Here is a 26,160-nt window from a genome sequence, read left to right as displayed (position 1 = left end):
CTGGTCCATCATCTCATCTGACGGCGCCGCCCCCGCCCGATCAGGGCCACCACGAGCCCGGCGACGCCGGCGACGAGTCCACCGCCGGCAAGCCACCGCGCGAGCGGGTCGGCGGTCGCCGCGGCAGGGGCCTCGGCCGCGGCATCCGCAGCGCCGACCGTCACGGTCGGAGCCGGCGTGTCCAGGTCGTCGCGGGTCTGCCCCTTCGCCGGAACCTCGCTCCACGATGTGGATCCGCTCACGCAGGTCTGCTCGACCGGGAACGCGAGCGTGGTGCCCTTGGCCGAGGTGTCGAACAGGACGTCCAGCGACACGGATGCCGCGATCCCGGTCTCAACCGGGCTGTCGGCCGTGAAGGTGATCGAGGTGGGCACGCCGTTGTCGCCGAGGGTGCGCTGGATGCTCCAGCCGCCCTGGTACACGGGGGTGGCGTTGCCGACGCCGTCGGGGATGGTGATGGTCAGCGACCGCGTGGGTGAATCGTCGCAGCCGTGATGGAAGCCGAACGTCAGCGGTGTCGTGGCGCCGGCGGGCGCGTCTGTCGGATCGACCTCGACGTGCGCCGAGGCGGCCAACGGAACGCCCAGCACCAGGGCCGCGCCGGCGGCTGCGCCGATGGCGAGGCGAATCGGGAGGGGAGAACGAGAACGGGTCATGAGAGATCTTTCGAGTCGGTGCGCGTGCGCGCGAGAGGGTGCGCTCGCCCGCCGGGCCGTCACGATGACGGCCGCACGGCGCGCGATGCCACAGGGAGAGGGGTGTCAGACGAGCGCCGGCGGTCCGCGCCGCCCGACGCTGCACACCAGCAGCACCGCGCGCAGTGCGGGCGCGGCGAACGTCGCGCGCACGGCGCGCACCGACGACGGACGTGGCACGCGGGCCCGACGCAGCGGAAGAAGGCGATGGATGCCGCGGCCCGCCGCGCGCAGCATCCACTCGCCGCGGTGCAGCACGACGACGGTCACCAGCGCCGCGATCACGTGCGCTGCTGACATCGAGTGAGGCGTCATAGCATGCGTGCCGGTGGCCACCATCTGCGCCGAATGCACGTGCGCACCCACGGGCGTGACGAATGTGACCGTCGACGGGCCGCCGAAGAGGGCGAACACGCCGTGGAACACCGCCTGCGCGGCCAGCACCGCCGTCGAGGTGCGCAGCACCGACGGCCGGCGGCCCACCAGCAGCACCGCGGGAGGAGCGGCCAGCATCGCCGCGGCCACGAGCAGCAGCGGTGCGGGCGCACCACCGCCGGCGACCGTGTGCGCGGTGGCGGCCAGCAGCACAGTGATCGCCGACGCCACGACGCCGCGCAGTGCGCGCAGCTGCCTGGCGGTGACACGATCCACACCCCCAGCGTAGACGTGCACGGCATACTCAAAGCCGTTGCCGGTAGCGTGTGGGCCGTGACCGTCCTCGCCTTCGTCATCGGCATCGTCTTGATGCTCGTCGGGCTCGCCGTCTCGATCGCCCTGCACGAGATGGGCCATCTGCTGCCCGCGAAGAAGTTCGGCGTACGCGTCGGCCAATACATGATCGGGTTCGGTCCGACCGTCTGGTCGCGTCGCAAGGGCGAGACCGAGTACGGGGTCAAGGCGATTCCGCTCGGCGGCTACATCTCGATGGCCGGGATGTACCCGCCCTCCCCGAAAAAGGCGGCACGCCCGGGGCGCGCCGGCGGTGGATTCTTCGCGACAATGGTCGAAGACGCCCGCACCGCCAACGACGAGACGTTGCAGGGCGACGACGATACCCGCGTGTTCTACCGGCTGCCCGTCTACAAGCGCATCATCGTGATGCTCGGCGGCCCGATCATGAACCTGGTTCTGGCGGTCGTGCTTTTCACCATCGCCTTGAGCGGCATCGGCGTGCAGACGGCGACCACCACTATCGCGCAGGTCGGCGCGTGCCTGCCGGCCGACACCACGGCCACCTCTTGTGCGGCATCCGATCCCGCCTCTCCCGCCGCCGAAGCCGGATTCAAGGTCGGTGACGTGCTGGTGTCGGTGGATGGCACCGCGGTGTCGACCTTCGCCGAGGCATCCGCGGTCATTCAGAAATCCGCCGGTGAGACGATCCCGGTTCTCGTCCGTCGCGACGGAGCGGAGCAGACGCTCATGCTCACGCCCGCGGCGCGAGAGTTCGACGGGCACACGGTCGGCTTCGCGGGAGTCACCTCTCAGCTCGAGTACGTGCGTCAGCCGATTCTGTCGGGCGCGCAGACCGCGGCGCAGAACGTCGGCGCCGTCGCCGGGATCATCGTGCAGCTGCCGCAGAAGCTCTACGGCGTCGTGCACTCGATGGTCACCGGTGGTGAGCGCGACCCGAACAGCCCGCTCTCACCGGTGGGCGTGGGGGTGCTGGCCGGCGAGGCGGCATCGTCGAACGCGCCGATCCTCGACCGGGTGTCGTTCTTTCTGCTGCTGCTGGGCTCGCTGAACGTGTCGCTGTTCGTGTTCAACCTGGTGCCTCTGCTGCCACTGGACGGCGGTCATGTCGTGGTGGCGCTGTGGGACGGCATCAAACGGGTCTGGGCGAAGCTGTTCCGCCGCCCGCCGCCGAAGCCGGTTGACGCGACCGGTCTCGTGCCGGTGACCTTCATCGTGGTGATTGCGCTCATCGCGATGAGCGCTGTTCTCGTCGTCGCCGACCTGGTGAACCCGATCACGCTGCTGGGCGGATAGCGGGGTTCAAAGACCGGGGTCGCCCAGAGCCTGCGCGACCAAACGCTCCAGCGTGTGCAGGCCATCGCGCGACAGGATCGACTCCAGATGCCCCTGCACCGAGGCGACGTGCGGCCCGCGCAAGGCATACACGTCGCCGGAGGCATCCGCTGCCACCTCGGTATCGCCGACCGTGGCGGTTTCCGGGGCGACACGGGCCGTGAAAGTGTTGTAGAACCCGATCGAGGCCTGCTCGCCGAACACGTCGACGGTCTTCTGCAGGCCCTGGTGCGGCTGGGTGAGCGGAACGAGCTCGATCCCGAGCGCGTCGGCGAGAATCTGGTGACTCAGGCACACCGCCAGCAGCGGCGCGCCGGCAGTGCGGCGGCGCGCGACCACTTCGCGCATGCGACGGATGCGGGCGCTGCCCTCGTCGCGCGGGTCGCCGGGCCCAGGGCCGGCGACCACCAGAGCCGCGGCATCCACCTCGGCATCGGTCGCTTCGTTCCACGGGACGATCCGCACGCTCAGCCCCAGATGGCGCAGCTGGTGGGCGAGCATCGTGGTGAAGCGGTCTTCGGCGTCGACCACGAGCGCATCTTGACCGAGGAACGGGGCGTCGGCGCCCCGGCCCTGTGGGTTCAGCCAGAACGGGGCGAGGCGCGCGTTGCGCGACTCGAGCAGCCGTGCGATGCCGGGGTCGTCGGCGAGCAGCCGGCGGGGCGCGGCCGGTTCGTCGGTGTCGGATGCCTCGGCCTGCACATCGCGCTCGACGGCGCCGATAGCTCCCAGCACACCGGCGGCCTTGCCGTGGGTCTCACTGACCTCGCCGTGGGGGTCGGAGTGCCGCACCAGGGTGGCACCCACCGGCACCCTCAGCCGCGCTCCTTCGAGGTAGGCGGTGCGGATGAGGATGGGCGCGTCGAGATCATGCGTGGCCTCGTCGACGGTGAGCGTCTCGCGCGGAGTGAACAGCGCCGCCACACCGGAGTAGTAGCCGCGGGGAGTGCGCTCGTGGCGCGCGATGACGGTGCAGGCGTTCTGCATGGGCGAGCCGGTCACTGTGGGGGCGAACATCGTCTCGCGCAGGATGTCGCGCGGATCCAGCCGGCTGCGCCCGCGCAGGACGTACTCAGTGTGGGTCAGCCGCGACATCTCCTTCAGATGCGGGCCGGTGATGCGTCCGCCGTCGGAGCAGACGGCGCTCATCATCTTGAGCTCTTCGTCGACGACCATGAACAGTTCTTCGGTCTCTTTGGTGGAGGCCAAGAACTCGCTCAGCGTCGCCACGGTGGCGCCACCGGTCGGGTGTCGGAAAGTGCCCGAGATCGGGTTCATCGTGACCACGCCATCTTGCGCGCTCACGTGCGCTTCGGGGCTCGCGCCCACCGCGATGTGACCGGGCGTGGAGACAAGGAAGGTCCAGTACGCGCCGCGTTCATGCTCCAGCAGCGCTCGGAACCAGGTGAGTGCGGCCTCGTGTGGGTCGGCGTCGACGCCGGCGGTGAAGTCCCGCCGGATGACGAAGTTCGCGCCCTCGCCGCGCCCGATCTCGTCGCGGATGACGGTGCGCACGATCTCGGCGTACTCCTCATCGGGAATGTCGAAGCCGGCGCCGTCGAGTTCGACCGGAGCGGTCGGCAGGGCGGCGATGACCTCGGCGCGATCCATGGCCAGGTGGTCGTCGACCACGAGACAGCGCAGCGGCGCGCCGTCGTCGTGGCATGCGAAACCGCGTTCGCGCACCTGCCGGAACGGGACCAGCGCCAGTACCTCGCGGGCCGTGCCTGCGGCATCCATCAGGGGAACATCGGCGAGCAGATCGACGTCGACGACCTGGCCGGTGAGTACCTCGACGGTGTCGGCGTCGCGGGCCAGAAGCGCGAACGGGCGGTTGCGCAGGGAGTCGAGAAGTTCAGCGGGGGAAGCGGGCGTCGTTGTCATCGCCGGCCTTTCAGGTGTCGGACGGCCTCAGACGAAGAAGACCGCCACGCGGGCGGTCTGTCGGTTGGAACGCGAACACACCGCCTCAGCGGGTGGTCCACCAGGAGTGGTTCGCGAACATGGGGCGAACCTACCACAGCGCGGGCAGGTGGCTTGGCCGTGTGACGGCGGCCGAGGTCAGTGTCGGACTGCGGGTGCGGGGGACTGCGGTGTGTGGGGGACTGCGGGTGTGCGGGGGACTGCGGTGTGTGGGGACTGCGGTGTGCGGGGGACTGCGGGCGTGCAGGTCACAGCCGCACTGCAGTCGGCGCGGCTAGGCTGAGCGAGTGCCAGCAGTGAATCTCGGGATGCCGCATGTGCCGTCGGTGCTCGCTCCGCGCCGCAAGAGCCGGCAGATCCGCGTGGGCGACGTGCTCGTCGGGGGAGACGCCCCGGTCACGGTGCAGTCGATGACGACCACCCCCACCACCGATATCAACGCCACGTTGCAGCAGATCGCCGAACTCACGGCGGCCGGCTGTGACATCGTGCGCGTCGCGGTTCCCAGCCAGGACGACGCCGACGCGCTGCCGATCATCGCGCGCAAGAGCCGCATCCCGGTGATCGCGGACATTCACTTTCAGCCGAAGTACGTGTTCCAGGCGATCGACGCCGGGTGCGGCGCCGTGCGCGTGAACCCGGGCAACATCCGCCAGTTCGACGACAAGGTCGGCGAGATCGCCGCAGCGGCGAAGGACGCGGGGGTCTCGTTGCGCATCGGGGTGAACGCCGGGTCGCTCGACAAGCGACTGCTCGAGAAGTACGGAACCGCCACTCCCGAGGCTCTCGTGGAGAGCGCGGTGTGGGAGGCCTCGCTGTTCGAGGAGCACGATTTTCACGACTTCAAGATCTCGGTCAAACATCACGACCCGGTCGTGATGGTCAAGGCATACCGACTGCTGGCCGAGCGTGGGGATTGGCCGCTGCATCTCGGAGTGACCGAGGCGGGCCCCGCTCTGCAGGGCACGGTGAAGTCGGCGACGGCATTCGGGATTCTTCTCGGTGAGGGGATCGGCGACACGATACGCGTGTCTCTGTCGGCGCCGCCGGTCGAAGAGGTCAAGGTCGGCCTGCAGATTCTGCAGTCGCTGGGGCTGCGCGAACGCACCCTCGAGATCGTCTCGTGTCCCTCGTGCGGACGGGCGCAGGTCGACGTGTACACGCTTGCCGATTCGGTGACGGAGGGGCTCAAAGACCTCACCGTGCCCTTGCGTGTGGCAGTCATGGGATGCGTCGTGAACGGGCCCGGCGAGGCCCGCGAAGCCGATCTGGGCGTGGCATCCGGCAATGGCAAGGGCCAGATCTTTGTCAAGGGCGAGGTGATCCGCACGGTGCCCGAGGCTGAGATCGTCGAGACCCTGATCGCCGAGGCGAACCGCATCGCCGCAGAGATGGGTTCGGAGGCCGGCATCGGCACGGCGCAGGTCGTCACCGGCTGACTCGCCGCACCCGTCGCACCCGTCGTCGTCGCAGCGACTCGCCGCACTGGCCCTCGCCGCCCTCGTCGCACTGGCCTTCGACGCACTCGGCGTCGTCGCACTGGCACGAGCCGCACTGGCCCTCGCCGCACTCGGCGTCGTCGCACTCGCCCTCGCCGCACCCGGCATCGTCGCAGCGACCCGTCGCCCTCGCCCCCGTTGTGGGTGGCCGCCGGGCACCACCCCTCCTGCGCACTCACCATCTGAACCGCGCGGCGAATCAGATGGTGAGCGGGCAGGCGAGGGTACGTCCTCGGTGCGGGGATGCGTTCGCAGGTGAGCGCATGCTCGGTGTAGACGTGCTTCAGCGGCGGCGACACGCCCTGCGTGCGGATGGGACTGCACCGGCGACGACGCATCGTCGGTGCAGACTTTACGTTCCTGCCGTGCGGGATGCGCATGGGTGGCGCGGCGTACGACGGGGCTACCTCACTGCAGGCAGAACTCGTTGCCTTCGGGATCGCGCATCTGGTAGTAGTGCTCTGGCCACGGTCCCCACTGCTGATCCACCAGCCGCACGACGCTGGCGCCGAGCGCAACCAGGCGATCCTTCTCGGCGTCGAGGCGCTCCTCGTGGGTGCCCTCGCCGTCACGAGCGATGGTGATGTCGAGGTGCAGGCGGTTGCGCCCGGCCTTGGTGCCGTCGGCATGGTGGAAGAACAGCCGCGGACCGTGGCCAGCTGGGTCTTCGGCGAGACCCCGCGTGGCCAGATCGGCGTCGCTGAGCCCCGCGGCCAGCAGCTGGTCGCGCAGCGGACCGTCGAAGCCCATGTGCGGGTAACCGAACACGTCAGCCCAGAAGTGCGAAAGCCGCTGCGGATCGTCCGCGTAGAAAACGATGTTGCCGAGTGTGAGCATGACGTCCTCCTTGAGTCGGTGCCAGTCGGTGTCTCCACCGTAGGGTGGACTCCCGACACCGGCGGGCTGTCTTGACGCGGCCGGCCCCGCCCATGTCGCCGGCAGGCCCAGCCATGTCGCCTCCAGGCCCGGCCATGGCGCCGCCGGGTCCGGGGGTTTGCCGCCCCATCTCGTCGCTTCGTGCCTCCGATGCGGCGTTTTGGGACGGCAGTCGGCACCGGGCTTGGCGTTGGCACCGCAGGCCCCTCTGTTTGCCGTCCGGTGTGGTCGCTTCGCGCGGGCGATGCGGCGTTTTGGGACGGCAGTCGCCGCCGGGCTTGGCGTTGCCGTCCTATCTCGTCGCTTCGTGCCACCGATGCGGCGTTTCGGGACGGCGGTCTTCGTCGGGTTCAGTGTTGGCACCGCGGGTCCCTCTGTGTGCCGTCCGGTGTGGTCGCTTCGCGCGGGCGATGCGGCGTTTTGGTACGGCAGTCGGCACCGGGCTCGGCGTTGCCGTCCCGCCGGGTCGCTTCGTGCCTCCGATGCGGCGTTTTGGGACGGCGGCCTTCGTCGGGTTCAGCGTTGGCACCGCAGGCCCCTCTGTTTGCCGTCCCATCTCATCGCGTTGACGCGGCATTTTGGGACGGCGGCGCTCGCGCCCGGCGTTGACGCCGCCGCGCTGGGAGCCTCCGCTTGATAGTCTTCGTTGCGCCCACCCAAGGAGGACCATGCCCGCGACGATCGTGACGTTCCCGTCCGGAGCGACAGCCGGTGAGGGGACCGTCACCCGCATCGTCGGCGATGTGGTCGTGCTCGACGCGACACCGTTTCACCCTGTCGACCACACCTGGCCCGATCAACCCGGAGATGCCGGCGTGCTGCGGTCCGGTGAGCACAGCGTCGAGGTCGTCGAAGCCGTCATGGCCGCCGAAGACGCCGACGGCACGCTGTTCGTCGGCTCCGACATCCCCGTCAAGCGCGGCACCGACGGCTGGACCTGGCTTGTCGGCCACCGGCTCACCGGCGCGGTGCCGCAGTGGCTGAGTGCGGGTGGGACAGTGACGGCGGAAGTGGATGCCGCGCGCCGGGCGGCCCTCAGCCGCGCACACACCGCCTGCCACCTCGCGTCGCTGGCCCTGGATGCCGCGCTTGCCGAGCTGTGGCGCAAGGACCCGGGCCCAGACCCGCTCGGAAACCCCGATTTCGAGGGCCGCGCGAACCAGACCAGCAGCATCCACCCCGACGGCAGCATTGACGAATACCGCCTGGGCAAGAGCCTGCGCAAGGCTGGGTTCGACAGTGAGGCCTTTGCGGCGTCGCTGAGCGAGCGGCAGCAGCGCGTCAACGCACAGCTGGCCACGTGGACGGCAGCGGATGCCGCGAGCCGCATCGTCACCGACGGTCCGACGATCATCGACCGCCGCCGCTGGGAGTGCGATCTGCCTGAGGGCACCGTGGGCTTCCTGTGCGGTGGTACGCATGCGGCATCCCTCGCCGAATTCGCGTCGGTGCAGGTGTCGCTGGCGTTGCCCAATCCGCAGCTTCTGGTGATGACGACCACCGTCGTTCCCGCCTGAGCCGGTTGGGAAGCACCCCCGCGATCGTGATAACCTTTCTGAGGTTCACGGGCCTGTGGCGCAGTTGGTAGCGCGCTTCGTTCGCAATGAAGAGGTCAGGGGTTCGAATCCCCTCAGGTCCACCATTTGGTCGAAGTTCCAACCCTGCCCCGCTGATCGTGGGGCAGGGTTTCTTCGTTGTGCTCCAGGTTGATGTCGGGGTGGAGTTGGCCGGTGCGCTGCCAGAACTCGGCGTGGAGTCGGTTGGTCGGGTCGAGGATGGTCTCGTAGATGCCGGTGAACTCCGAGGTCACGTCAAGGTTCTCTTTGAGCGTGATCTTGGTGAAGAACGCCTGGTTGCATAGGCGTCGGCGGGCGTCGTCGCAGGCGAGGTAGAACGCGTGCGCGTTGGTCGCCAGGTGCAGGTAGGCGCGTAGCCGGAGCTTGGCGTCCTCGCGCCCAGCCCGGTAGGCAGACAGCCGTTGGTCGATGTCGGTGAGCATGCCTTCGATGCGGTGCTGTTCCTTCTTCAACACCGGGAGGCTGATCGCGTCGGCGTAGTGGGCTTGCAGCAGCCGGAGTTGTTCGTCTTCGAGGCGTTCCTTCTGCCGAGTCAGGTCGCGGCGCTAGGTCTCAGATTCGGCGTCGATGCGGTCGAAGATGTCCTCGATCATGCCGGTGAGTGCGTCGGCGGCCTCGGGTGAGAGCTCGATGGTGCGGTAGTGCTCGGCAACCAGGTGCTCGACGGTCGAGACGAGCACGGCCTGTCGTTCACAGCCGCTGGTGCCCATGTGTCGGCCGAGGCAGATGAAGTAGGGGTAGGTCTCACCGTGCCGGTTGCGGGCATGGTTGATCGTCATGCGCTTCCCGCAGCCGCAGTACAGGGAGCCTTTCAGGTAGTGCTCGTGGGTCTGCGTGCGGTCGCCGGCGATGTTGTGGGCGTCGAGGACGTTCTGCACCTTGGTCCACACGGTCGGGTGCACGAGCCGGTCGTGGATGCCAAGGTGACGTGCGCCCTTATAGACGATGTCGCCCTTGTAATACGGGTTGCGGAGCATCCGTTGCAGCGTGGAGACCCCGATAGGTTTCGCGGGCCGCTTCGGGGTGGGCAGGCTGGTCAGCCCTCGGGCGGCGAGCTCGTCGGCCAGGTCGGACAGGGAGCGGTTGCCGGCCGCGTATGCCTCGAACGCCCACGCGACCAGCGGCGCACGTTCGGGGTCGACCGTGACGGTGCGGACCTCGCGGCCTTGTGGGTCGCGTTCTCGGACGTTGAGGTAGCCGAGTGGTGCCTTGGTGACGGTGCCGCCGGACGCCGCCTTCTGTTGGAGTCCTTTGGTGACCTCGCCTGCGAGGTTGCGGGAGTAGAACTCCGCGATGGTGGACATGATGCCGTGCAGCAGCATCCCTGTCGGGGTCTCATCGATGTTCTCGGTGACCGATACCAGGGTCACTCCGGCCTGGCGGAGCGCGAGGTGGATCGCGACGTCGTCGGCGCGGTTGCGGGCGAGCCGGTCGAGCTTGTGGACGATGCACAGATCGACGCGGTTGCTCTTGATGTAGGAGAGCATGCGTTGCAGGTCGGGTCGGCGGGCGTTGGTGGCGGTCTCCCCGGCGTCGATGAACTCCTCCACGATCATCGCGCCGGCCTCGGCGGCGGCACGTCGGATCGCGTCGCGTTGGGCGGGGATGGAGAACCCTTCCTCGAACCCGCCGCGCTCGGCCTGTTCCTTGGTGGAGACCCGGATGTAGGCGAGGGCGCGCTGCGCGTCGTTCAGCCCCTCCTGATCGGCTGGCACGGCGGTGTCGGCTTCGGTGGTGGCGGGCATGGTGCTCTTTCCTCTCAGGCGGCTGCCTGCCCTTCGCGGTGATTCCGCGAGCGCCAGTTGAGAGAAAGAGCATGACCGGCGATGCCGGTCAAGTAAGCCACCGATGCTGCCGGTGGACCCGAAGCGACTGATGCGCCCTCGAAGGGCAACATCGCTATTCTACGGCCCGTCGTCGTGGCGATCCAGGTAGTCGCTGGCGGTCTCGTCGTCGGCGGGGTGCAGGCCCAGGGGGTCGGTGATCGCCATGTCCACGATGATCCGTGCCAGCAGCTCCAGGTCGGGTTGACGACGGGGCGTCACCACGACGTCGACTTCCACCAGGCACCGCACCCCGGCGACAACATCGACGCCACCGCCCGGTCGGTGCTGTTCGGGGTGCTCCAGCACGTCGGCGCCGAGCTCTCCGCCCACGAAACAATCACCGCCGAGCAAGAGACATGGGCGAACATCGGTCAGCTCGCCGCCGAGTACGAGACGATCGCCGCCGCCGCGCAACACGACAGGTGGGCGAGCCTCGTTCGCGCATGCGGGCTCACCGATGAGGAAGCGGAGGCCGCGATCAGCTTTCCGGCCTTCGGCGCGCTGACCGCCGAGATGCGCCGGGCCGAGGCCAACCACCATGACGTCGACGTGCTGCTGCACCGCCTCGTCCAGGCGCGCGGGTTCACGGACGCCGACGACATCGCCGCCGTCCTCCACTACCGCGTCGCCAAGGCCACCGAACGACCCGCCGGATCCGGGCGCGCCCGCAAGACGCCACGGCTCATCGCCGGACTGATCCCCGAAGCGACCGGCACCATGACCTCCGAGCTGCGGCAGGCGCTCACCGAGCGACGCGACCTCATCGAGACCCGCGCCGCCGCGATCCTCGACCAAGCCCTCGGCGATGGCGAGACCTGGACGACCGCCCTCGGCACGCCGCCGAAAGACGAACGCGCCGCTGCGACCTGGCGGCGGCACGCCCGCACCGTGGCCGCCTACCGCGACCGCTACGGCATCACCGCTCTCACCGCGTTTGGTGTCCCGCCGGAGAGCACCGCACAGAAGGTCGACGCCGCCCGCGCCAAGGCCGCGCTTGACCGGGCGCACGACCTGAGCCAACAAGGCGAGACGACACCGCTACGGGCCGCCCGACGAGAAGCGCCAGGTCGGACCCTCTGAACATCTGCTACGTGTCGCCGCCGAGTCGTACAGTAGGGGACGAGGCAGCTTTCTCCTCCACAATGGCGCCCTCACGGGCAGGCCGGCTTCGGTCACTCTCTGACGCACTGTCTCGCTCAGCATCCGTGCGATGAGAGGACAGTGCCATGATCCGACTGCTCTGGGCCGCCAGCGTCCGCACCCGCTGCTACCTGCGGCGCTACATGCCCACCAACATCGCGGTCGACGCGATCCGAACCCGCCGCGGTCTCAAGTGGGGCGTGCCCGCCATGCTGCTTGCCGCGCCCTACGTGCTGGCCGCGAGCATTTGCACCAACCTGATCGCGGGCGGCGCCCCCGGTTGGCTGAACCTCCTCGTGCTGCTGTTCATCTGGAACGCGATCAAGTTCATCATCATGGGACCGATCAGCCTCGTGCTCCTGATCCGTGCCCGTCTCCAAGAGACCGTCGCACAGCGTCGCGCCTGCGCCGATCAGGCGACCCGTGACGAGTTAACCGTTGCAGACGAGCCGATGAGCGGTGTGCCTCGATGACTGGCATCCGCGTATCGCGCCTGCCCTGGACAGCAGCACCAGGCTGACTGCCGGGCGTCGCGGCAGTCGGCAGCTTCCAGCCGTCCAGACTCGTCGGCGTGCCCGCACGGAGGGGTCGCCTACCGCCGATACGATCAGCGCTGTGTACTCGTAGCGGCTCGCCTCTGCCCCGGCTGGCCGACGTTGGAGTCGGTCGGAAGGACAGAGCATGGGAAGGCTGGACGGGGAGCGAGCCCGTGGAACGGCATGGCGCATCTGGGATCTGCATGTTCACACGCCTGCTTCGATCATCCAAGGGTACGGCGGCGACTCTGACGAGGTCTGGTCACGGTTCATAGACGAACTGGAGAACCTGCCCGAAGACATCAGCATCATCGGAATCAACGACTATTGGTTCCTCGACGGTTTCAGACATGTCCTCCAAGCCCAGCGCGATGGACGACTGAAGAACCTAGAGGCGATCTTCCCGGTCGTAGAGATGCGACTGGATCAGTTCGGCGGCACCGAGGGAAAGCTCTCCCGGGTCAATCTCCATGTCATTTTCGACCCGGAACTCGACCCGGATGTGATCCAAGCACAGTTCTTGAACGCGCTTCAGCCCAAACTAAAGCTCTCACCTCAGCACGAATCATTGGGATGGCAGGGCGTCATCACAGCGGAGTCGCTAGCTGACCTTGGGCGCAGAATCAAAGAGACTGTCCCTGCCGAGGAGCTCGCCAAGTATGACTCCGATCTGCGCGAAGGCTTCAACAACCTCAACGTCTCTCTAGGAGATGTTCAGGGCGTGCTGTCCGGGCCGTACTTCAAGGGGAAGGCGCTACTTGCTGTCGGCAAGACGGAATGGGCTGACATCAAATGGGCAGATCAGTCCATCGCCGCCAAGAAGAACGTAATCAACTCCGCGGACCTGATCTTTACAGCGTATGAAGACACGGCTCGCTGGAAGGCTGATGTCGAGTTCCTGCGCGCGAGCAAGGTCAAGGATCGTCTACTGGACTGTAGCGATGCCCACCACTTCTCGGATTCTGAGCAGAACATGCGGCTCGGTGCATGCCAGACCTGGATGAACACGACCCCGACCCTCGCCGGGCTCGCGTACGCACTCGAAGAGTTCGACCGCCGAGTTCATGTCGGGCTGGAGCCTCCTGCCCTCGCGCGGATCCGCAAGAACCCTGAGCGATTCATCTCGAAGATCGAAGTGCGCTCAGACAAAAAGGACTACAGATTCTTCGACTACGAGATTCCGCTCAACACTGGGTTTGTAGCCGTGGTCGGAAACAAGGGTCAAGGCAAGTCCGCGCTACTCGACTGCATAGCGCTCGCCGGCAACTCGTCGCGCAACAGAGAGTTCGCCTTCCTGACTTCGACGCGATTCCTCAGCTCCACAAGTCTGAAGGTCGCTAAGGAGTACTACTCAGAGCTTGAATGGGCAACCGGCGCGAGGCGCCGTGCTCAACTTCCCGATGAGCACGACAGGTCCGCGCCCGTGTCCGTCGAGTACCTGCCCCAGGCATTCGTTGAACGTGTCTGCAACATCGACCCCGCCAGTGGAGACGCAGACGAGTTCGAGCGCGAGCTACGGACCGTCCTTTTCACCCACATCCGAGACGAGGATCGCGCGGGGAAGAAGACGTTCGACGCGCTCCTCGCACAGAAGACCCGTGTCTCACAGGACATGATCGACCGCTTGCGAGACGACCTGCGGCCCGTCGTGGGCTCCTACGCGGCGCTCGCGGCGTTCCGAGCAGAGAACCGGCTGCACGAAGTCGAAGGACGGCTCACCCTGAAGGAAGCCGAAGTGGCCGCCGCTGAAGCAGCGCTCCAAGGAGAGACGGACACGCTCGCAGCGATCGACTCCGCCAGCCGTGATGATGGTGAACTCACGGTCCTGAAACAGCGCTCCGAGGAGATCGAGTCGACGCGAACCGAGCTCCTGAGTAGGCAAACGGAGAACGAACAGCGTCGTGCGCAAGCTCGTCAGTCTCTGTCCGGCATGGAGACGATCGCACAGAAGGCCGATGCCCTCCGAGCGGATGCTGCGGACCTCAACGCTCAGGCTGAGGCGATTCTGCGCGACAGCGGTGATCCGTACATCTCAGTGACGATCAATCGTGCCCGCTACGAAGGCTGGCGCGCGACTCTCGATACAAGCCTTACAACATGGAGGGCCGAGCACGACGATCTGGTTCGCGACATCGAGGCGCAAGAGGAAGCACGGCGGCAAAACGCTGAAGCGCTCGCCGCTGCCGACAGTGCCCGCGAGCGCGCCCGCCAACGTGTTCTCCAGTCAGAGGAACGCGTGGCAGCGCTGGTCGGAGATGAGAACGACGACGAGTCACTGAATGGCCTCAAGGCGCTACGCACGCGTATCACCGAAGCCCCGGCAGAGATGGATCGTCTACGAGAACAGATCATCGAACACGCCGGTCGCATACACGCAGCCCTCATCGCCCAGCTTGACGCTGTGGAGAGCCTGTACGCACCGGCTTCCGAGTTCATTTCGCAGGCTGAAGTCGTAAAGAACGCCGGCCTTGAGTTCAACGCCGAGCTTCGGATGCTGCCCTCGTGGCGCAGCATTCCTACCGGACTTGATGGGCGCCGAAACGGTGACTTCTCCGACTGGCTCGCCGACCTTCCGCAGCGCATCGAAGACACCAGCTGGGAACAACTCTCCGCACAACTCAGAGAAGCGGTCATCCGGCTAGAGCACGAACGAGGTGAACCGGACGATCCGTTCAGGAACCCCGCAAGCGCTTTGCGCAGCACCACCACGCTGGATGAGTTCTTGATGAGCATGCTCGACCTGTCGTGGCTAGAAGTCCGCTTCGGACTCACAGGGGACGGTCTTCCGCTATCGCAACTGTCGCCCGGACAACGTGGACTCGTGCTTGCCCTGTTCTACCTCGTCGTTGACCGCCGGACCACGCCTCTCCTACTCGACCAGCCGGAAGAGAACCTCGACAACGAGACCATCGCGTCCAAGCTCGTGCCAGCGATCCATGAGGCTGCTGGCCGGCGACAAACCATCGTCGTTACTCACAACGCAAACCTCGCCGTCGTCGGTGACGCCGATCAGATCATCCACTGCCAACTGCAAGATCAGAAGTTCAGAGTCAGTAGCGGCAGCATCGCTGAGCTCGACGTCGCGCAGTTCGCGTTGAACGTCCTGGAAGGCACCAAGCCGGCGTTCGACAACCGGCGCCACAAGTACGAAGCCTTCCCAGAGCTTGTATGACCAGGCATCGAGAGGGTTGCTGACGGTCTGAGCGGAGACATCCACCCGAACCCCGTTGCGGTCTAGTGATGCAGAGTGGATCTGTCCACTCAACGCATGTTGTGGTATTTGAAGTTCTCAAGCACGCCGCGGTGATCGATCAGTGCTTGGTCGTAGCCGGCCTCTCCTCCAAGCAGGCGCACCCACGGCCAGTCCGAGTTGCGCTGCCCAGCGTCACGGAACGCGATCTCGGCGAGCGGCACGTTCCGGTCGTCCCATGACCAGGCTCGTTCGCCCACGTACTCACCCGGCATCGCGTGGTAGACGCCTGAGTAGGTGGCGTTCGTGTTTTCATGAAGCAGGCTCATCCGGTACTCGTAGCCGTGGAACGTGTCCTCATAGTCAGAGGCCTCGGGGATCAGGTCTTCGAAGATCGCGCGGACGTCGGCTTTGAGCAGGTGGCTCAATGGATACGTCCAGCCACTGCCGCCGTTCCACCTGGGCAGAGCGTTCACCGACTCCTTGTCGAGGACGCGGTAGGGGTGGATGATCTGGCAGGCAGGTAGCCGAATCCTCGTTCCCATATCGACGGTGCCCATGACCTCGGTAGCGAGCTTGATCAGGAGAGGGTCTCGTCCTCGCCGCGTCGCAGCGACACCGACCGCAGTGTGAACGAGCAGCGCGGAGTAAAGCCGAGCCTGTTCGAGCACTTGCTGGACGGGGACTCCCAGACGGCGTGTCGTACCAGCTTCGATCAGGCGTTCAAGGACGTCCATCCAGAGCCGGTCATGGGCTCCGTCCAGGTCGTGCCAGACGCCGGCCACAAGCAGAGCACATAGTTGCCGGGACTGTTCCCGATGTGCTTCAAGCACTTCTTGGAGGATTGCGGCGTCGAGTCCGTCGATGGAGAGCGGTTGGTTCTTCACGCCCTCCCCGACCTTGTCGGTTGCTTCCATCACCAGGTCGTGCAGGTCGATGCGGCGGACAGGATCGGGCAGGTACCGCTTCAAGCGCGTCACCGCCATCGCGGTCGTGAGCGGGGGCTCGGCGAGGCGGTCCAGTGCTTCAAGCGCGGATGACAGCTCGTTGAACAACTCGTCAGCTCCCGCAGCCGGAATGATCTGGCCCGAACGTGCTGCGATCAGCTTCTGAGCGTTGGCGCCCTTTCCGCTTCGTGCATCCCAGTACAAGGGATATCGACGGTTGGGTGTGGACTCGATCAGCCGGACCAGCGCGGTGTCCCATTCGGCTGACCACCCCGAGACGACCAGGCCGTATTCATCGAAGACCCGAGCGAGCAGCGTCACCCATTCCTCTGGGTACTGGTCGAGCTCGGCCGGAGTGTTTCGGGAACCGAGATCGAGATAGTCCCCGTGGACCTTGATCACTGTTGCCGGAGCATGCGCGAGAGGTTTCATGCCGTTGACTGCCTCCGGCCGCGCGATCACCTGCGGGGCGATCCCGACCGCGTCAAGCGCCTGCTCCATGAGCCGGTCGAAGTTCGTGGTGACGATGACCTTCACCGATCCCCGCTTAACCAGCTCGGCGATCGCGAGGTGCCCTCTACTCGGTGTCTTGATCCGTTGTTCACGTTCTTCATCGGACGGCTCGAAGAAGTCCGCCAGCAGTCCCTGCCTGGTCGCCGGTGTGGGCGCGAGCGCTTCAAGAAGCGACGAGTACCCGAGGTGCTCGCCGTGGTGATCGTGCCACCACTTCTCGGGGTCACTGGCGGCATCCTCAATCGAAGCGGGGTCCTCGACGGCTGCGACCCGACGCACCAGCTCCGTCACGACACCCCATCCAGTGGGCACGCCAGCGCTGGTAGACACGCCAGAGCCCAAGAGCAGGGCGTACACGCCGGGCTGTGCCTGCATCGACGTCGCGAGCATCGCCAGCGGCGACAAGGGATTGCTCATGTGCCTTCTCCAAGATGGTTGCTGACGAACTGCTGCGCCACCTGGGGTAGTGACCACCAATGCCCGCCGAAGCCGAACGATTCGCGCTCCGCGCTGGTGAATACCTGCGTCATCGCTTCGGCGATCTTGCGCTCGTCGGAAGCGGGGAACATCGCTGCGCGCGCGTCCGGGTCGCTGGCGACGACCTCGAACGCTGGATCAGCCCTGTCTTGGTTCATCGCCGATGCGGCCGGGTATCCGCTCCCGTGATGCCGACCCTCGGCGGCCACGATCAGGCAGTAGAGAATGTCGAACTGGCATAGCGAGTTGAAGAGAGCATCGTCGTGCGCGAGGTCGCCGGGGTCGGGCACCGCGCTTTCGGGGACATCAGGACGCATGGCCGGTTGCTCGCTCATCAGGACGCGCGCGGCAGAGATCATCATTCCGCCCTTGCCCTTTGGAAAGAGGTCAGCACGGCTTGCGTCGACCTGTCCGTGTCTGATCCAGGACGAGTAGATGTACACGTCCCCGCTGGGCGGGTACGGGCGAAGCGAGAGGTCGTGAACGATGGCCCACTGTCGAAGGCGAACAGCAAGACTGCCAAGGACGTACACGCGCGTGATGATGTCGAGTCGCGCGGCGGCGTCTCCGTGACCGAGCTTGGTATAGGCGTCGAAGAGGCTATCGATCCCTTTTTCGGCAAGGGTGCCGCGCTCGAAGTACATCGCGTGAGCCGCGAGGATAGTGATCTTGTCCAGAGCCGCGCGGCGCTCATCGGGGTTACTGACGAGTGCGGCGGACCGTCCGAGGAACTGCCGTAGGCGGATGTCGCTGTCAGCTTCCAAGCGCGACACCACCGCCTCACCGAAAGTGTCGTCCGCCATCTCAACAGACAGCGGGACGCCGGCGGGCCCAGCTCCGCCGGCCCGCATGGCACTAGCTAGGTCAGCGATCAGCAAGTCCACCTGTGCGCGGGCTTCCTCGCGGAGTCGTTGGTCACGGAGGCTCAGCAGATCGTTCCAGTGAGCGTGGCGAAGCGGGGTGTTCTTGGCCCCTTCGCGAACCAGGACATCTCCCTCGCGAAACACCACGACTTGCTTGCCGTTCTGTCCTTGGAACTGGCCGAGCTTGCTCATCGGCACCGGAAGCCCATCCCGATGGTGCGGAAGGTAGATCAGCACGACTTCATGTCCATCGACCTCATGGACCTGCGAGATCGCATGGACCTCGCCTTCGATGTACTTCCTGATCAGGTCACCCAACCGGGCGCCATCGAAGCGAGCTCGATCGGCGATAGCTCCAATAGGAAGAGCCAGGGTGCCGTCATCATTGACACCGACCAGGATGTACCCACCAGGTGGCCTGTTGCTCATCGAGACCGCGTCTTTGACGAAGTTCAACTCGTCGTTCTTGGCCGTCAAGTCCAGCTCGGCCTTGAACTCCAAGTGCGTCTGCTCGGGCAACTGAAGCAGCTCGACCAGCTTCTCCCGATCAGTGCGTCCATCAACGACGATCACGCCCCATCACCGCGCCTTCTCAGCACCGGGGACTCGTCCGCACAAGCGCTACGAGCGCAGCGAGCCCTGCCATGACGCGACCGATCGTAGGGTTTTGCGCCGTTGAAGGGTCTGCCCTCGTAAGCAACCGGGCAAGTGATGACTGCCGCATGCGCCTCCCTTCGTCAGCCTCGCTCGTCCAAGCACCTCCCTGCGCGAACGCCCAGCATCATGTGCAACTCTACGAGACAGCGCCGACAGAGCCCGGGCCAGCGCAACCCGTGGGTGACAACACGCGCCATGAGAATCGGTCAACGCGACGTGCCTTGCCGGAGGCCCTTCAGGACAGTGCCCGGAACAACATCGAACCGAGCTCCGATCGTCGCCAGCGACCAGCCGCGGTCTCTCAACGCGAGTGCGTCCTTCTTCTGCGCGAGGCGTAGGCAGCGCCGTCGCATCGGGACGCCGCACCGATGCAAGGCCGAACTCGGCGGCGAGTTCGTACACGCCCTAACTGCTCAGGTCGCCGTCGTCGTCCAACAGCAGGTCGATCAAGGCCGCCTCCCGCAACATGCGCGGAAGCGTGCTACTGAGATGATGGGCATATCGCTTCCGACCGAGGGGCAAGCCGAGGCAAGGCGAGCGACGGGAGCGAGGTGCGCGATATGGCCGATTGGCGGCCACTCCAACTTGGCTCGATGCTCAACGCCACGCCTTCGACTCCCGTGCCGGCGCCGGTGGTCGGGAAGCTCGATCTGCTGCCGTTCAACGCGTTGTCTTGGGAGGACTTCGAGCGCCTGCAATGGCGCGTGATGCGTGACGTGAAGGGGTTGCGGCACGCGCAGCTATATGGCGATCGTGGTCAAGCGCAGAAGGGCCTGGACATCGTGGCTCTCGCGCCGGACGGCACCGGCGTTGCGCTTCAGAGCAAGAAGTACACCAGCTTCGGCGCCAGCAACATCAAGGCCGCGGTGAAGAAGTTCCGGACCACCACCCGTCCGTTCACCGTCGAGACGTTCATCATCGGGGTGGCCCGCCCAGTCAAGACCACGGCCGCGATCGATGAACTCGCCGCTCAGCGCCGAGCGCTTCAGCCAATCAACTTGGAGATGTGGGATGCGCAGGAACTGTCCTACTTCCTGCGGGGCCGGCCCGACATCGTCATCGAGTACTTCGGGATGCCGACGGCGGAAGCGTTCTGCCTTCCGTTCAAACTCGACACGCCACTGGTTCCAGCGGCAGACGCTGTTGCCGTGCGCGAGGCACTAGCCCGTACCCCTGAAGTCGCCACCGGCGCCCAGCAGCTCTTCGACCAAGCGTCCGCGACAGAGAACTCTCCGCAGGCGCTGGAACTCATTGAAGCTGGGCAAGTGAAACTCCGCGATGCCGGATTCGGCCCCACGCGGCACAGCACGACAAAGACCGATACCGGCTCCTGGCGGCCGTCGGGCGTGCAGATGAGGCAGCACGCCATGTCCTGGAGCAGTTCTGGACCGCGTTGGACCAGGGCCTATCCACCACCGCGCAGATCACCCAGAGCGAATTCACCGCGCTCGCTAAACTCGCCGCGACTAATGAGACAACTGACGCCGAAGGCGACGCGAGCGTCAGCGAACGGATCAAGCTGTGTCAACGCGTCGCCGAAACTGCGACGGCGCTGCATTCGAACCCGCTGGCCCAGCTTCCCCATATCGAGACACTACGGATCGGGGAGCCCCTCGACCAGATCCGGCTCCTTCTGCTCGCCGGCGAGGCGGCCCTGGCGAACGACGACCGCGAATGGCTGACTAGCGCTGTCCCCGCCCTTACCGAGCTCGCGGGAGTCTCCTCGGCAGACCCGGTACTGCGCACTCGGCTACGACTCCTGCTCGCCGAGACGACCGCAGATTGGGCAGACCTGCTGGCTGACGTACGACAAGTCAAGCTTGGCTATGCCCTCCTCGGACTGGTCACCGCTCGTTACGCGCGCGACCTGGCTCTCCACGAACGATTCAGCGAAGCCGACCTCGCCTGGGATGAAGCATCCGCCGCTGCCTCACTCGCGCAGCAATGGGGCGAAGCATCGACCTGGGTCCTGAGCCGCCGTGCCTTCGGATCGCATTGGAAACCGTTCACCAGTAACGATCTACTCCCCATGCAAACCGCGCTGCAGCAAATGGGAACCTCCACGCCGCTCGTCCCCAATGCCGAGCACGCCTACGAAGACGCGCTGGCCGGTCTGAGCGATCAGAAGCTGCGATCAGCCGCGATATCGGCACAACGCGCGCTACGCGACGCCGTCACGACCAGCGACTGGGCCGGGGAAGACCGCGCACGCCGTGCGCTCGCTGCGATTCTCATCGAGTCCGATGAACCAATCCGGGCTGCCCACCACCTGGCCCGCGCTGGAGCCGCCAAGGCGATCGAAGCCTTGGGCGCATCTCATCCGCTCGAGTTCATCAACACCGTCGAGGACCTTGACTCGTCCAACTACTGGACCGTCGGCACGACCTACCGGCTCCTGGCCGTCCAGGCCGATCTCATCCCCGACGATCTCATCGACGCCCTCACCACTCACCTCGTCGGCGAACTGACCGCAGCCGAGTCCGGCAGCAGGCCGGACCTACGCTCCTTCGCAACCTCCCGCTATAACAATGCCGTCAAACTCTTGGCTGGCATCGCCGATCGCCTTCAAGCGGCGGCCGCCGATGAGGTGCTCTGCCATTTCGAGAAACAGCCGCTGGTCGAGCCGAACCACTATCGCTATCACGACGAAGACGAAGCGACGAGCGTCGCCAAGATTGCAAACACCCAGCCAGAACTGGCCGCCCGGGCCATCGCGCACCTCGTGACCCTGCTCGGCCGCTCGGAGGCCGCACGCACTTCCACCACCATCGACGCTATCGGGCGCAACCATCCCATCGCTCATGACGCGTTGGCCGCGCTCGCAGCCACAAACAACCGGTGGGCACAAGAGATGCTCGCGTTCCATGACACCGACGAGGTCGACTCCGTGGCAACGGCCGCGGCGTTCAGCCGGTTAACGACCCCACTCCACCACGTCGATGGTGTGTACTCCGTCGGCACCGGTGCGGTCGGTGACTCCCTCCTCGTCCGCCACCTTCCCGCCACGGACATCGACGCTGCCGTAGCCGAACTCCTCCATCGCGCCGACGACCCTCACGTCGGCTCCGGTGATCGCGCGCAGTACCTCATCGCCGCCAGCAACCTCGCGCGCCACACAACGCCAGCCAACCGCGCCGACTACTTCGCCACCGCGGCACGTCTTGCGACCTCGCCGACACCCTCGGACCACGACCGGCTCGACGAACAGTTCACCCACAAACTTGGCGCGTTCCGTATGAACGGAACGCCCCATAACACTCGCGGTCAAGCAACTACATTGGCCGCCGCTCTCGCCGCCGACGAGGCACAACGCAGCGAAGCCCGACGCCTGGCCTACTCACTGCTCGGCACAGACTCCGACTACTGGCCCACCAGAGCGCTGCAACAACTCGGTGACACCCTCAACGACGACCTCGCGTTCCTCGCCACCCAAGGCTGGGCCATCCGCAGCCTCGCAGCAGGCCGCTGGCCGGAGTACGGCCAGCCGGCCCACCTTGGAGCCCGCCTGGCGGCTGACCCCGATGTCCGAGTCCGGCGTGCTCTTGCCCGCGCGCTCTCCGGGCAGTCGGACCCAGCGCACGCGGCCGTGCGTGAGCGGCTTGCCAATGACCCGGCTTACAGCGTCCGGGCAGCCCTCAACGGAACGCGGGCTACGACCGCCGCCGAGACCACGACATGACGTTCCGCGCAGCCAGAATCACCAGTTTACCCCGACCATCTGAGCGTCGAGAGCAGCGGCACGACTCATGCGAACCACCCCCAGGCAAGACCGTCGACAGGGCCGCAGTGTCCGTGGATCGTCATAGACCGCTCACGGTGCCGTCGATCGAAACAGCCGCTGGGTCCGGCTCGTTCACGTAGACCTGCGGGGGCGTCCAACTGGCCCGCAGACGGCGCCCGCCCTGGTGGGAGGGGCCAAGCGTGAAGGAGTCGATCCTCGATGCGGCCTGTTCAGTAATCAGCCGCTCAGTGAACAATAGCCTTGCTACCGGCCGCACGACGCTGTCGTCCAGGCCCAGCCCCCGCAGCGGCTCCAGCGGATCGATCGGCCGGGCCAGCCACCCCATCTGTTGTCTGAGCGTCGAGGTGCCGAAGAGCCCGTCTGATAGCGCACGCTGGAACACCTCGTCGGCCGATAAGCCATTGATGGAGGCTCTCATGCTAGAGCCTCGCTGCTCCTGCGTGACCAGTGTCAACCGCTCTTCGTGGCCGATGGTCGAGACGGTTCTGGTCGACAACTCCACAATCTGTACCGGCAGCGCCGTATGGGGCGCAGCGAATGGGACACCGCCAGAGCGGTTGTCCCGCAGACGCACCAGCTCGGCATGGACTGCATCGCTGCGCACCGCCGCGGTGAGAGAGATCGTCTTCCCGTCGTTGGTGATCTCGCGCACACGAAACAGCGTCCTGCCCACCCGCCCCCATGGCGCCAGTTCCTCAGCGGCAAGCTCTTCCAGACGACGCCGCACCCGCCGACCGAGATCAGCCGGGTCACTCCACGGGCTCGTCGTGTAAAGGTTGCGGGTGCCCTGAATCAGATCGCGCTGGGGGCCGTCCATATCTCCGCCGGTCTCGCCGTGGACAAACAGGCACAGCCGCAACCCGTCGCGCTCCGCCTCCAAGAACTCCGCATGGGTGGCCGAGTACCCGTCAGGCATCCGCACGCCGTAGCGGGAACCCCACATGCCAACGTAAATCTCGGAGCTACGAACCCCCGAGAGATAGGCCTGCTCGGCCGAGATGTCCTGCGCTCCGAGATCCTCGAACATCACCGCTGTCGCGCCGACCGACTCGATCGCTCGCCGGACCTCGGCCCGCTCATCAGGCATGTCAGTGATCAGGCTCGACACGAACACCCGTCGCCCAGCGGCCCACGCCCGAACATCCTCCTCGGATGCGGCCAAAGAGGCCGAACGCTGGTCGATCAGCAACGCCACGTTATCCATGACCCAAGTCCACCACGGTCACCCCCAAACCCCGAGCACACGCGCGAGCTGCGGGGCGCGCCTCATCATCCAGGTCCTTGGCCTGGGAAGAAGCCTCCCGGGCCTATGGCCGACGAGCGCCGACGGCAGTGGTCATCGCGCCGACGACGCCAAGTGATTGCGTACTGTCCCCGCCGAGACGTCGAACCGCGCACCTATCTGAGCCAACGACCAGCCACGATCCCGCAGCGCGAACGCTTCCTCTTTCTGCGCGAGCGACAGGCCGCGTCGTCGCATCGGGACGCCTCGCCGGTGCAGGTGCGCGCTTACGGTGCGGCGTTCGATGCCGAACTCGGCAGCCAGCTCGTACACCGTCTGACCAGCGAGGTAGCCGTCTACCAGGGCGTCGACCGAAGCCGCATCGAGCCGCTTCTGCACCTGTCGAGCGTGCGGAACCAACGTGGATGCAACAGATCGCGGCCCCTGCCCGACGATCGTGGTTCCTGCGGATAGCCCGTTGACCAGGGACTTTGCCATCGGGGGCAGGGTTGGAACGTACTCTCGAAACTTCCACCGAAGGAAGATGCCCCTGCTTGCCGGGGGCATCTTCCTTTATCGGGCTTCTGAGCGCTCGGGGAAGCGAGACCGGCGGCACGCCGGTGAGAGCGCCGACCGCCTCGGCGAGTTCACGCTGCGTGAAGGGACGGGCGCCTTGGTGCTTCGCCAGGGACTGCGGGGCGCTCATGCAGCGCGTCGCTGAGATCCGCGACGAGATGGACACCAAGGCGCGACGCCTCGAGGCCACCCGCGACCAGCTCACGCAGTTTCTCGACTCCGGGGGCCAGCCTTAGTCTGCCGCGCGTCCGCCGTGCCGCCTTGTCGGGCGGCGATGAGATCTCGGACGGCCCCGAAGGCCGGCTTGGGCGTGTAGTCGTCGTGGAGCAACCCGAACCGGCTGTGCCACGTGCCGGCGGTGAGGCCGTCGCGCAGGCCGAAGAACTCATACGCGGTCACACCGAGGTCTGAGTCGAGAATGGTCGTGGCCACCGTCAGCATGACGCGTGCCTGAGTCGCTTCATCGCGTTCGCGGTCGGTGGGCCATCCCGTCTCGGTGATGTGGATGGGGATCCGCTCGGGTACTCCGACCTCTGTGGTGACTCGGCGCAACGACTCCACGAGAAATCTGACTGCCCCAGGGAGCTGATCTTCGGGGATGCGGCGAAACACGTCGGGGAAGGCGTCGAGGCCGATGTAGTCGAGGTCACGGAGGCGGTCTGGACCGAGAGCGTCGGCCAGCTGCCGCCAGAAAGAGGGATCGGCAAGGCCTGCGCAGTTCACGCCGATCTGCACCTCGGCATCGAGACAAGTGCGCTCATCAACGGCGGCGGTCACTCCGGCGGCGATCGCATCCAAGCATCCCGGGAAGCCGCCGTCTTGCGGTGCAGGCATGTTCGGTTCTTCCCCCACCTGCACGGCGCCTCCGCCCCACCGTGCGACGTCTCGGACTGCCTGTCGGACGAATGCGGCGAATCCGTCGGGGTCTGGGACCGCGTTCTGATAGCAGGCGACAAGGTCGATCTGCCTGCCCTGGCCGAGGTACCTTTCCGGATCGGAGGGTGTCTCGGCCGCGTCGCCGCGGTCGCCGGCGCGCCTGCCGAAGTGTCGGTAGCAGCGGACAAGGAAGCGCGCGTGGTCACTCTGCAACTCCGTGATCGCCTGAAGTGTTCGCGCGGGGTCCTCGGGTGGGCAATCCAACGGGCGAAAATCGATGAGGTCGGCGTTGACGACCCCCGGCCAGATTCCAAAGATCACAGCGCCTCCCTAATAACCGTATACGGCTATCACAATAGAGGACATAGCCGTATACGGTCAAATATCGCTAGTCTGGAGTCGTGCCCACGAACGCGCTCGCGAACCCCCTCGTGCTGCCGATCCTCGGTCTACTCGTCGAGCAGCCGCGCCATCCCTACGCGGTGTTCGCTGAGCTTCGCCGGCGATATGAGTACCTGCGCGTGCGAAATGCCACCGTTTACACCCTGTTGAACACACTGGCCCGGGCGGGTTGGGTGGAAGAGGTCGAGCAGCAGACGTCAGCCCTGTCGACGACCGAAGCAGGGCGCGATGCGCTGGCGGAGCGGGTCGCGACGGAGCTTGGCAGCAGCTCACTCTCCAGTGACGCCGTGTTCATGACAGCCCTCGCCTACATCGGCATCCTCGCGCCTGACGACGCGATCGACGCGCTCCGGGCTCGCCGTGAGCGCATCCGAATCGAGCAGAAGCTACTGGCGGACACCCTCGAGCGCGTCGACGCGTCTCAGCTGCACATGATCGAAGCCCATTACTATCTCGACAGGCTCCGCCACGATGCGGCGTGGATCGAGCGCACCATCGACCGGATCCGAGACGGGTCGCTGGCTTGGCGGTGACCCGGTGCGCGCGTCCAGCGACTGGCCTCCGCGTCTTGACCTATTTGACAAGTGCTTGTCAAGAG

At 66.2% G+C, this 26,160-nt stretch carries 20 protein-coding genes and 1 tRNA gene; 9 read left to right on the top strand and 12 right to left on the bottom strand.

The features are described 5' to 3' along the window. Positions 1-8: 8 nt before the first annotated feature. Together ET475_RS00785 and ET475_RS00780 are read right to left on the bottom strand one after the other, a co-directional pair. Complete coding sequence (locus ET475_RS00785; RefSeq protein ID WP_129385116.1) at positions 9-656, bottom strand: DUF1775 domain-containing protein; 648 nt, start codon at positions 654-656, stop codon at positions 9-11. Positions 657-761: 105 nt separating this feature from the next. After that, positions 762-1,346, bottom strand: coding sequence for a hypothetical protein (locus ET475_RS00780; protein ID WP_129385114.1), 585 nt, complete (start codon positions 1,344-1,346; stop codon positions 762-764). A 57-nt stretch (positions 1,347-1,403) separates the two neighbouring features. Between ET475_RS00780 and ET475_RS00775 the strand changes: the two genes are divergently transcribed. After that, positions 1,404-2,681, top strand: coding sequence for a M50 family metallopeptidase (locus tag ET475_RS00775; RefSeq protein WP_129385112.1), 1,278 nt, complete (start codon positions 1,404-1,406; stop codon positions 2,679-2,681). 6 nt (positions 2,682-2,687) lie between these two features. Here the strand turns inward: ET475_RS00775 and ET475_RS00770 are convergent, their stop codons facing one another. Beyond that, on the bottom strand, positions 2,688-4,604 hold the full coding sequence (locus tag ET475_RS00770) for an anthranilate synthase family protein (protein WP_129385110.1): 1,917 nt from the start codon (positions 4,602-4,604) through the stop codon (positions 2,688-2,690). A gap of 347 nt (positions 4,605-4,951) precedes the next feature. On the opposite strand from ET475_RS00770, the gene ispG reads away from it, so the two are divergent. Continuing rightward, on the top strand, positions 4,952-6,082 hold the full coding sequence (ispG, locus tag ET475_RS00765) for a flavodoxin-dependent (E)-4-hydroxy-3-methylbut-2-enyl-diphosphate synthase (RefSeq protein WP_129393470.1): 1,131 nt from the start codon (positions 4,952-4,954) through the stop codon (positions 6,080-6,082). 468 nt (positions 6,083-6,550) lie between these two features. Here ispG and ET475_RS00760 read toward each other — a convergent pair whose 3' ends face one another. Continuing rightward, the gene (locus ET475_RS00760) at positions 6,551-6,979 is read right to left on the bottom strand and encodes a VOC family protein (RefSeq protein WP_129385108.1); all 429 of its coding nucleotides are present in this window, start codon (positions 6,977-6,979) and stop codon (positions 6,551-6,553) included. A gap of 707 nt (positions 6,980-7,686) precedes the next feature. On the opposite strand from ET475_RS00760, the gene ET475_RS00755 reads away from it, so the two are divergent. Then, a complete protein-coding gene (locus tag ET475_RS00755; protein ID WP_129385106.1) occupies positions 7,687-8,535 on the top strand; it encodes an alanyl-tRNA editing protein in 849 nt (282 codons plus the stop codon). Positions 8,536-8,584: 49 nt separating this feature from the next. After that, positions 8,585-8,660: transfer RNA gene (locus ET475_RS00750), tRNA-Ala, on the top strand. Here ET475_RS00750 and ET475_RS17725 read toward each other — a convergent pair. The 3 genes from ET475_RS17725 to ET475_RS17720 all read right to left on the bottom strand — a co-directional run bounded on the left by ET475_RS17725 (position 8,649) and on the right by ET475_RS17720 (position 10,643). Then, entirely contained in the window at positions 8,649-9,047 is a 399-nt protein-coding gene (locus tag ET475_RS17725) for a hypothetical protein (RefSeq protein WP_165310670.1), read from the bottom strand. The two genes, ET475_RS00750 and ET475_RS17725, sit on opposite strands and share 12 nt — an antisense overlap. Positions 9,048-9,140: 93 nt before the next feature. Beyond that, positions 9,141-10,340, bottom strand: a complete 1,200-nt coding sequence (locus ET475_RS00745) for a recombinase family protein (protein WP_165310669.1) — start codon at positions 10,338-10,340, stop codon at positions 9,141-9,143. Positions 10,341-10,499: 159 nt separating this feature from the next. Further along, a complete protein-coding gene (locus ET475_RS17720) occupies positions 10,500-10,643 on the bottom strand; it encodes a hypothetical protein (RefSeq protein ID WP_165310668.1) in 144 nt (47 codons plus the stop codon). On the opposite strand from ET475_RS17720, the gene ET475_RS00740 reads away from it, so the two are divergent. The 3 genes from ET475_RS00740 to ET475_RS00730 all read left to right on the top strand — a co-directional run bounded on the left by ET475_RS00740 (position 10,623) and on the right by ET475_RS00730 (position 15,269). Beyond that, a complete protein-coding gene (locus ET475_RS00740; protein WP_422879927.1) occupies positions 10,623-11,501 on the top strand; it encodes a hypothetical protein in 879 nt (292 codons plus the stop codon). The two genes, ET475_RS17720 and ET475_RS00740, sit on opposite strands and share 21 nt — an antisense overlap. 146 nt (positions 11,502-11,647) lie before the next feature. After that, positions 11,648-12,034, top strand: a complete 387-nt coding sequence (locus tag ET475_RS00735) for a sulfate permease (protein ID WP_129385104.1) — start codon at positions 11,648-11,650, stop codon at positions 12,032-12,034. Positions 12,035-12,242: 208 nt separating this feature from the next. Then, positions 12,243-15,269 carry a TrlF family AAA-like ATPase gene (locus ET475_RS00730; RefSeq protein WP_129385102.1) on the top strand — a complete coding sequence of 1,009 codons (3,027 nt, stop codon included), beginning with the start codon at positions 12,243-12,245 and terminating at the stop codon, positions 15,267-15,269. 89 nt (positions 15,270-15,358) lie between these two features. On the opposite strand, the gene ET475_RS00725 is transcribed toward ET475_RS00730, so the two are convergent. After that, positions 15,359-17,038: an SIR2 family protein gene (locus ET475_RS00725; RefSeq protein WP_165310667.1), complete on the bottom strand. Its 1,680-nt coding sequence runs from the start codon at positions 17,036-17,038 to the stop codon at positions 15,359-15,361. A 122-nt stretch (positions 17,039-17,160) separates the two neighbouring features. Next, entirely contained in the window at positions 17,161-18,660 is a 1,500-nt protein-coding gene (locus ET475_RS00720) for an AlbA family DNA-binding domain-containing protein (protein WP_129385098.1), read from the bottom strand. Between the two features lie 1,477 nt (positions 18,661-20,137). Here ET475_RS00720 and ET475_RS00710 point away from each other — a divergent pair. Next, complete coding sequence (locus tag ET475_RS00710) at positions 20,138-22,423, top strand: hypothetical protein (RefSeq protein ID WP_165310666.1); 2,286 nt, start codon at positions 20,138-20,140, stop codon at positions 22,421-22,423. 121 nt (positions 22,424-22,544) lie between these two features. Here the strand turns inward: ET475_RS00710 and ET475_RS00705 are convergent, their stop codons facing one another. The 3 genes from ET475_RS00705 to ET475_RS00695 form a co-directional block, all read right to left on the bottom strand. After that, positions 22,545-23,690: a DUF4062 domain-containing protein gene (locus tag ET475_RS00705; protein ID WP_129385092.1), complete on the bottom strand. Its 1,146-nt coding sequence runs from the start codon at positions 23,688-23,690 to the stop codon at positions 22,545-22,547. A gap of 132 nt (positions 23,691-23,822) precedes the next feature. Continuing rightward, a complete protein-coding gene (locus tag ET475_RS00700; protein ID WP_129385090.1) occupies positions 23,823-24,206 on the bottom strand; it encodes a helix-turn-helix domain-containing protein in 384 nt (127 codons plus the stop codon). 279 nt (positions 24,207-24,485) lie between these two features. Then, the gene (locus ET475_RS00695; RefSeq protein ID WP_129385088.1) at positions 24,486-25,481 is read right to left on the bottom strand and encodes a glycoside hydrolase family protein; all 996 of its coding nucleotides are present in this window, start codon (positions 25,479-25,481) and stop codon (positions 24,486-24,488) included. A gap of 80 nt (positions 25,482-25,561) precedes the next feature. On the opposite strand from ET475_RS00695, the gene ET475_RS00690 reads away from it, so the two are divergent. Next, positions 25,562-26,095 (top strand): PadR family transcriptional regulator, encoded by a 534-nt coding sequence (locus ET475_RS00690; RefSeq protein ID WP_129385086.1) that lies wholly within the window; start codon positions 25,562-25,564, stop codon positions 26,093-26,095. The last annotated feature ends 65 nt before the right edge of the window (positions 26,096-26,160 follow it).

Source organism: Microbacterium protaetiae, from assembly GCF_004135285.1.
Taxonomy (GTDB): domain Bacteria; phylum Actinomycetota; class Actinomycetes; order Actinomycetales; family Microbacteriaceae; genus Microbacterium; species Microbacterium protaetiae.
This window is presented reverse-complemented; position numbering and strand designations above follow the sequence as displayed.

Excerpts from the sequence above, each read along its gene's own strand:
- ET475_RS00785 (WP_129385116.1), bottom strand. The coding sequence starts at position 656 with ATGACCCGTTCTCGTTCTCCCCTCCCGATTCGCCTCGCCATCGGCGCA.
- ET475_RS00760 (WP_129385108.1), bottom strand. The coding sequence starts at position 6,979 with ATGCTCACACTCGGCAACATCGTTTTCTACGCGGACGATCCGCAGCGG.
- ET475_RS00735 (WP_129385104.1), top strand. The coding sequence starts at position 11,648 with ATGATCCGACTGCTCTGGGCCGCCAGCGTCCGCACCCGCTGCTACCTG.
- ET475_RS00745 (WP_165310669.1), bottom strand. The coding sequence starts at position 10,340 with ATGCCCGCCACCACCGAAGCCGACACCGCCGTGCCAGCCGATCAGGAG.
- ET475_RS00730 (WP_129385102.1), top strand. The coding sequence starts at position 12,243 with ATGGGAAGGCTGGACGGGGAGCGAGCCCGTGGAACGGCATGGCGCATC.
- ET475_RS00770 (WP_129385110.1), bottom strand. The coding sequence starts at position 4,604 with ATGACAACGACGCCCGCTTCCCCCGCTGAACTTCTCGACTCCCTGCGC.
- ET475_RS00705 (WP_129385092.1), bottom strand. The coding sequence starts at position 23,690 with ATGGATAACGTGGCGTTGCTGATCGACCAGCGTTCGGCCTCTTTGGCC.
- ispG (WP_129393470.1), top strand. The coding sequence starts at position 4,952 with ATGCCGCATGTGCCGTCGGTGCTCGCTCCGCGCCGCAAGAGCCGGCAG.
- ET475_RS00700 (WP_129385090.1), bottom strand. The coding sequence starts at position 24,206 with ATGGCAAAGTCCCTGGTCAACGGGCTATCCGCAGGAACCACGATCGTC.
- ET475_RS00755 (WP_129385106.1), top strand. The coding sequence starts at position 7,687 with ATGCCCGCGACGATCGTGACGTTCCCGTCCGGAGCGACAGCCGGTGAG.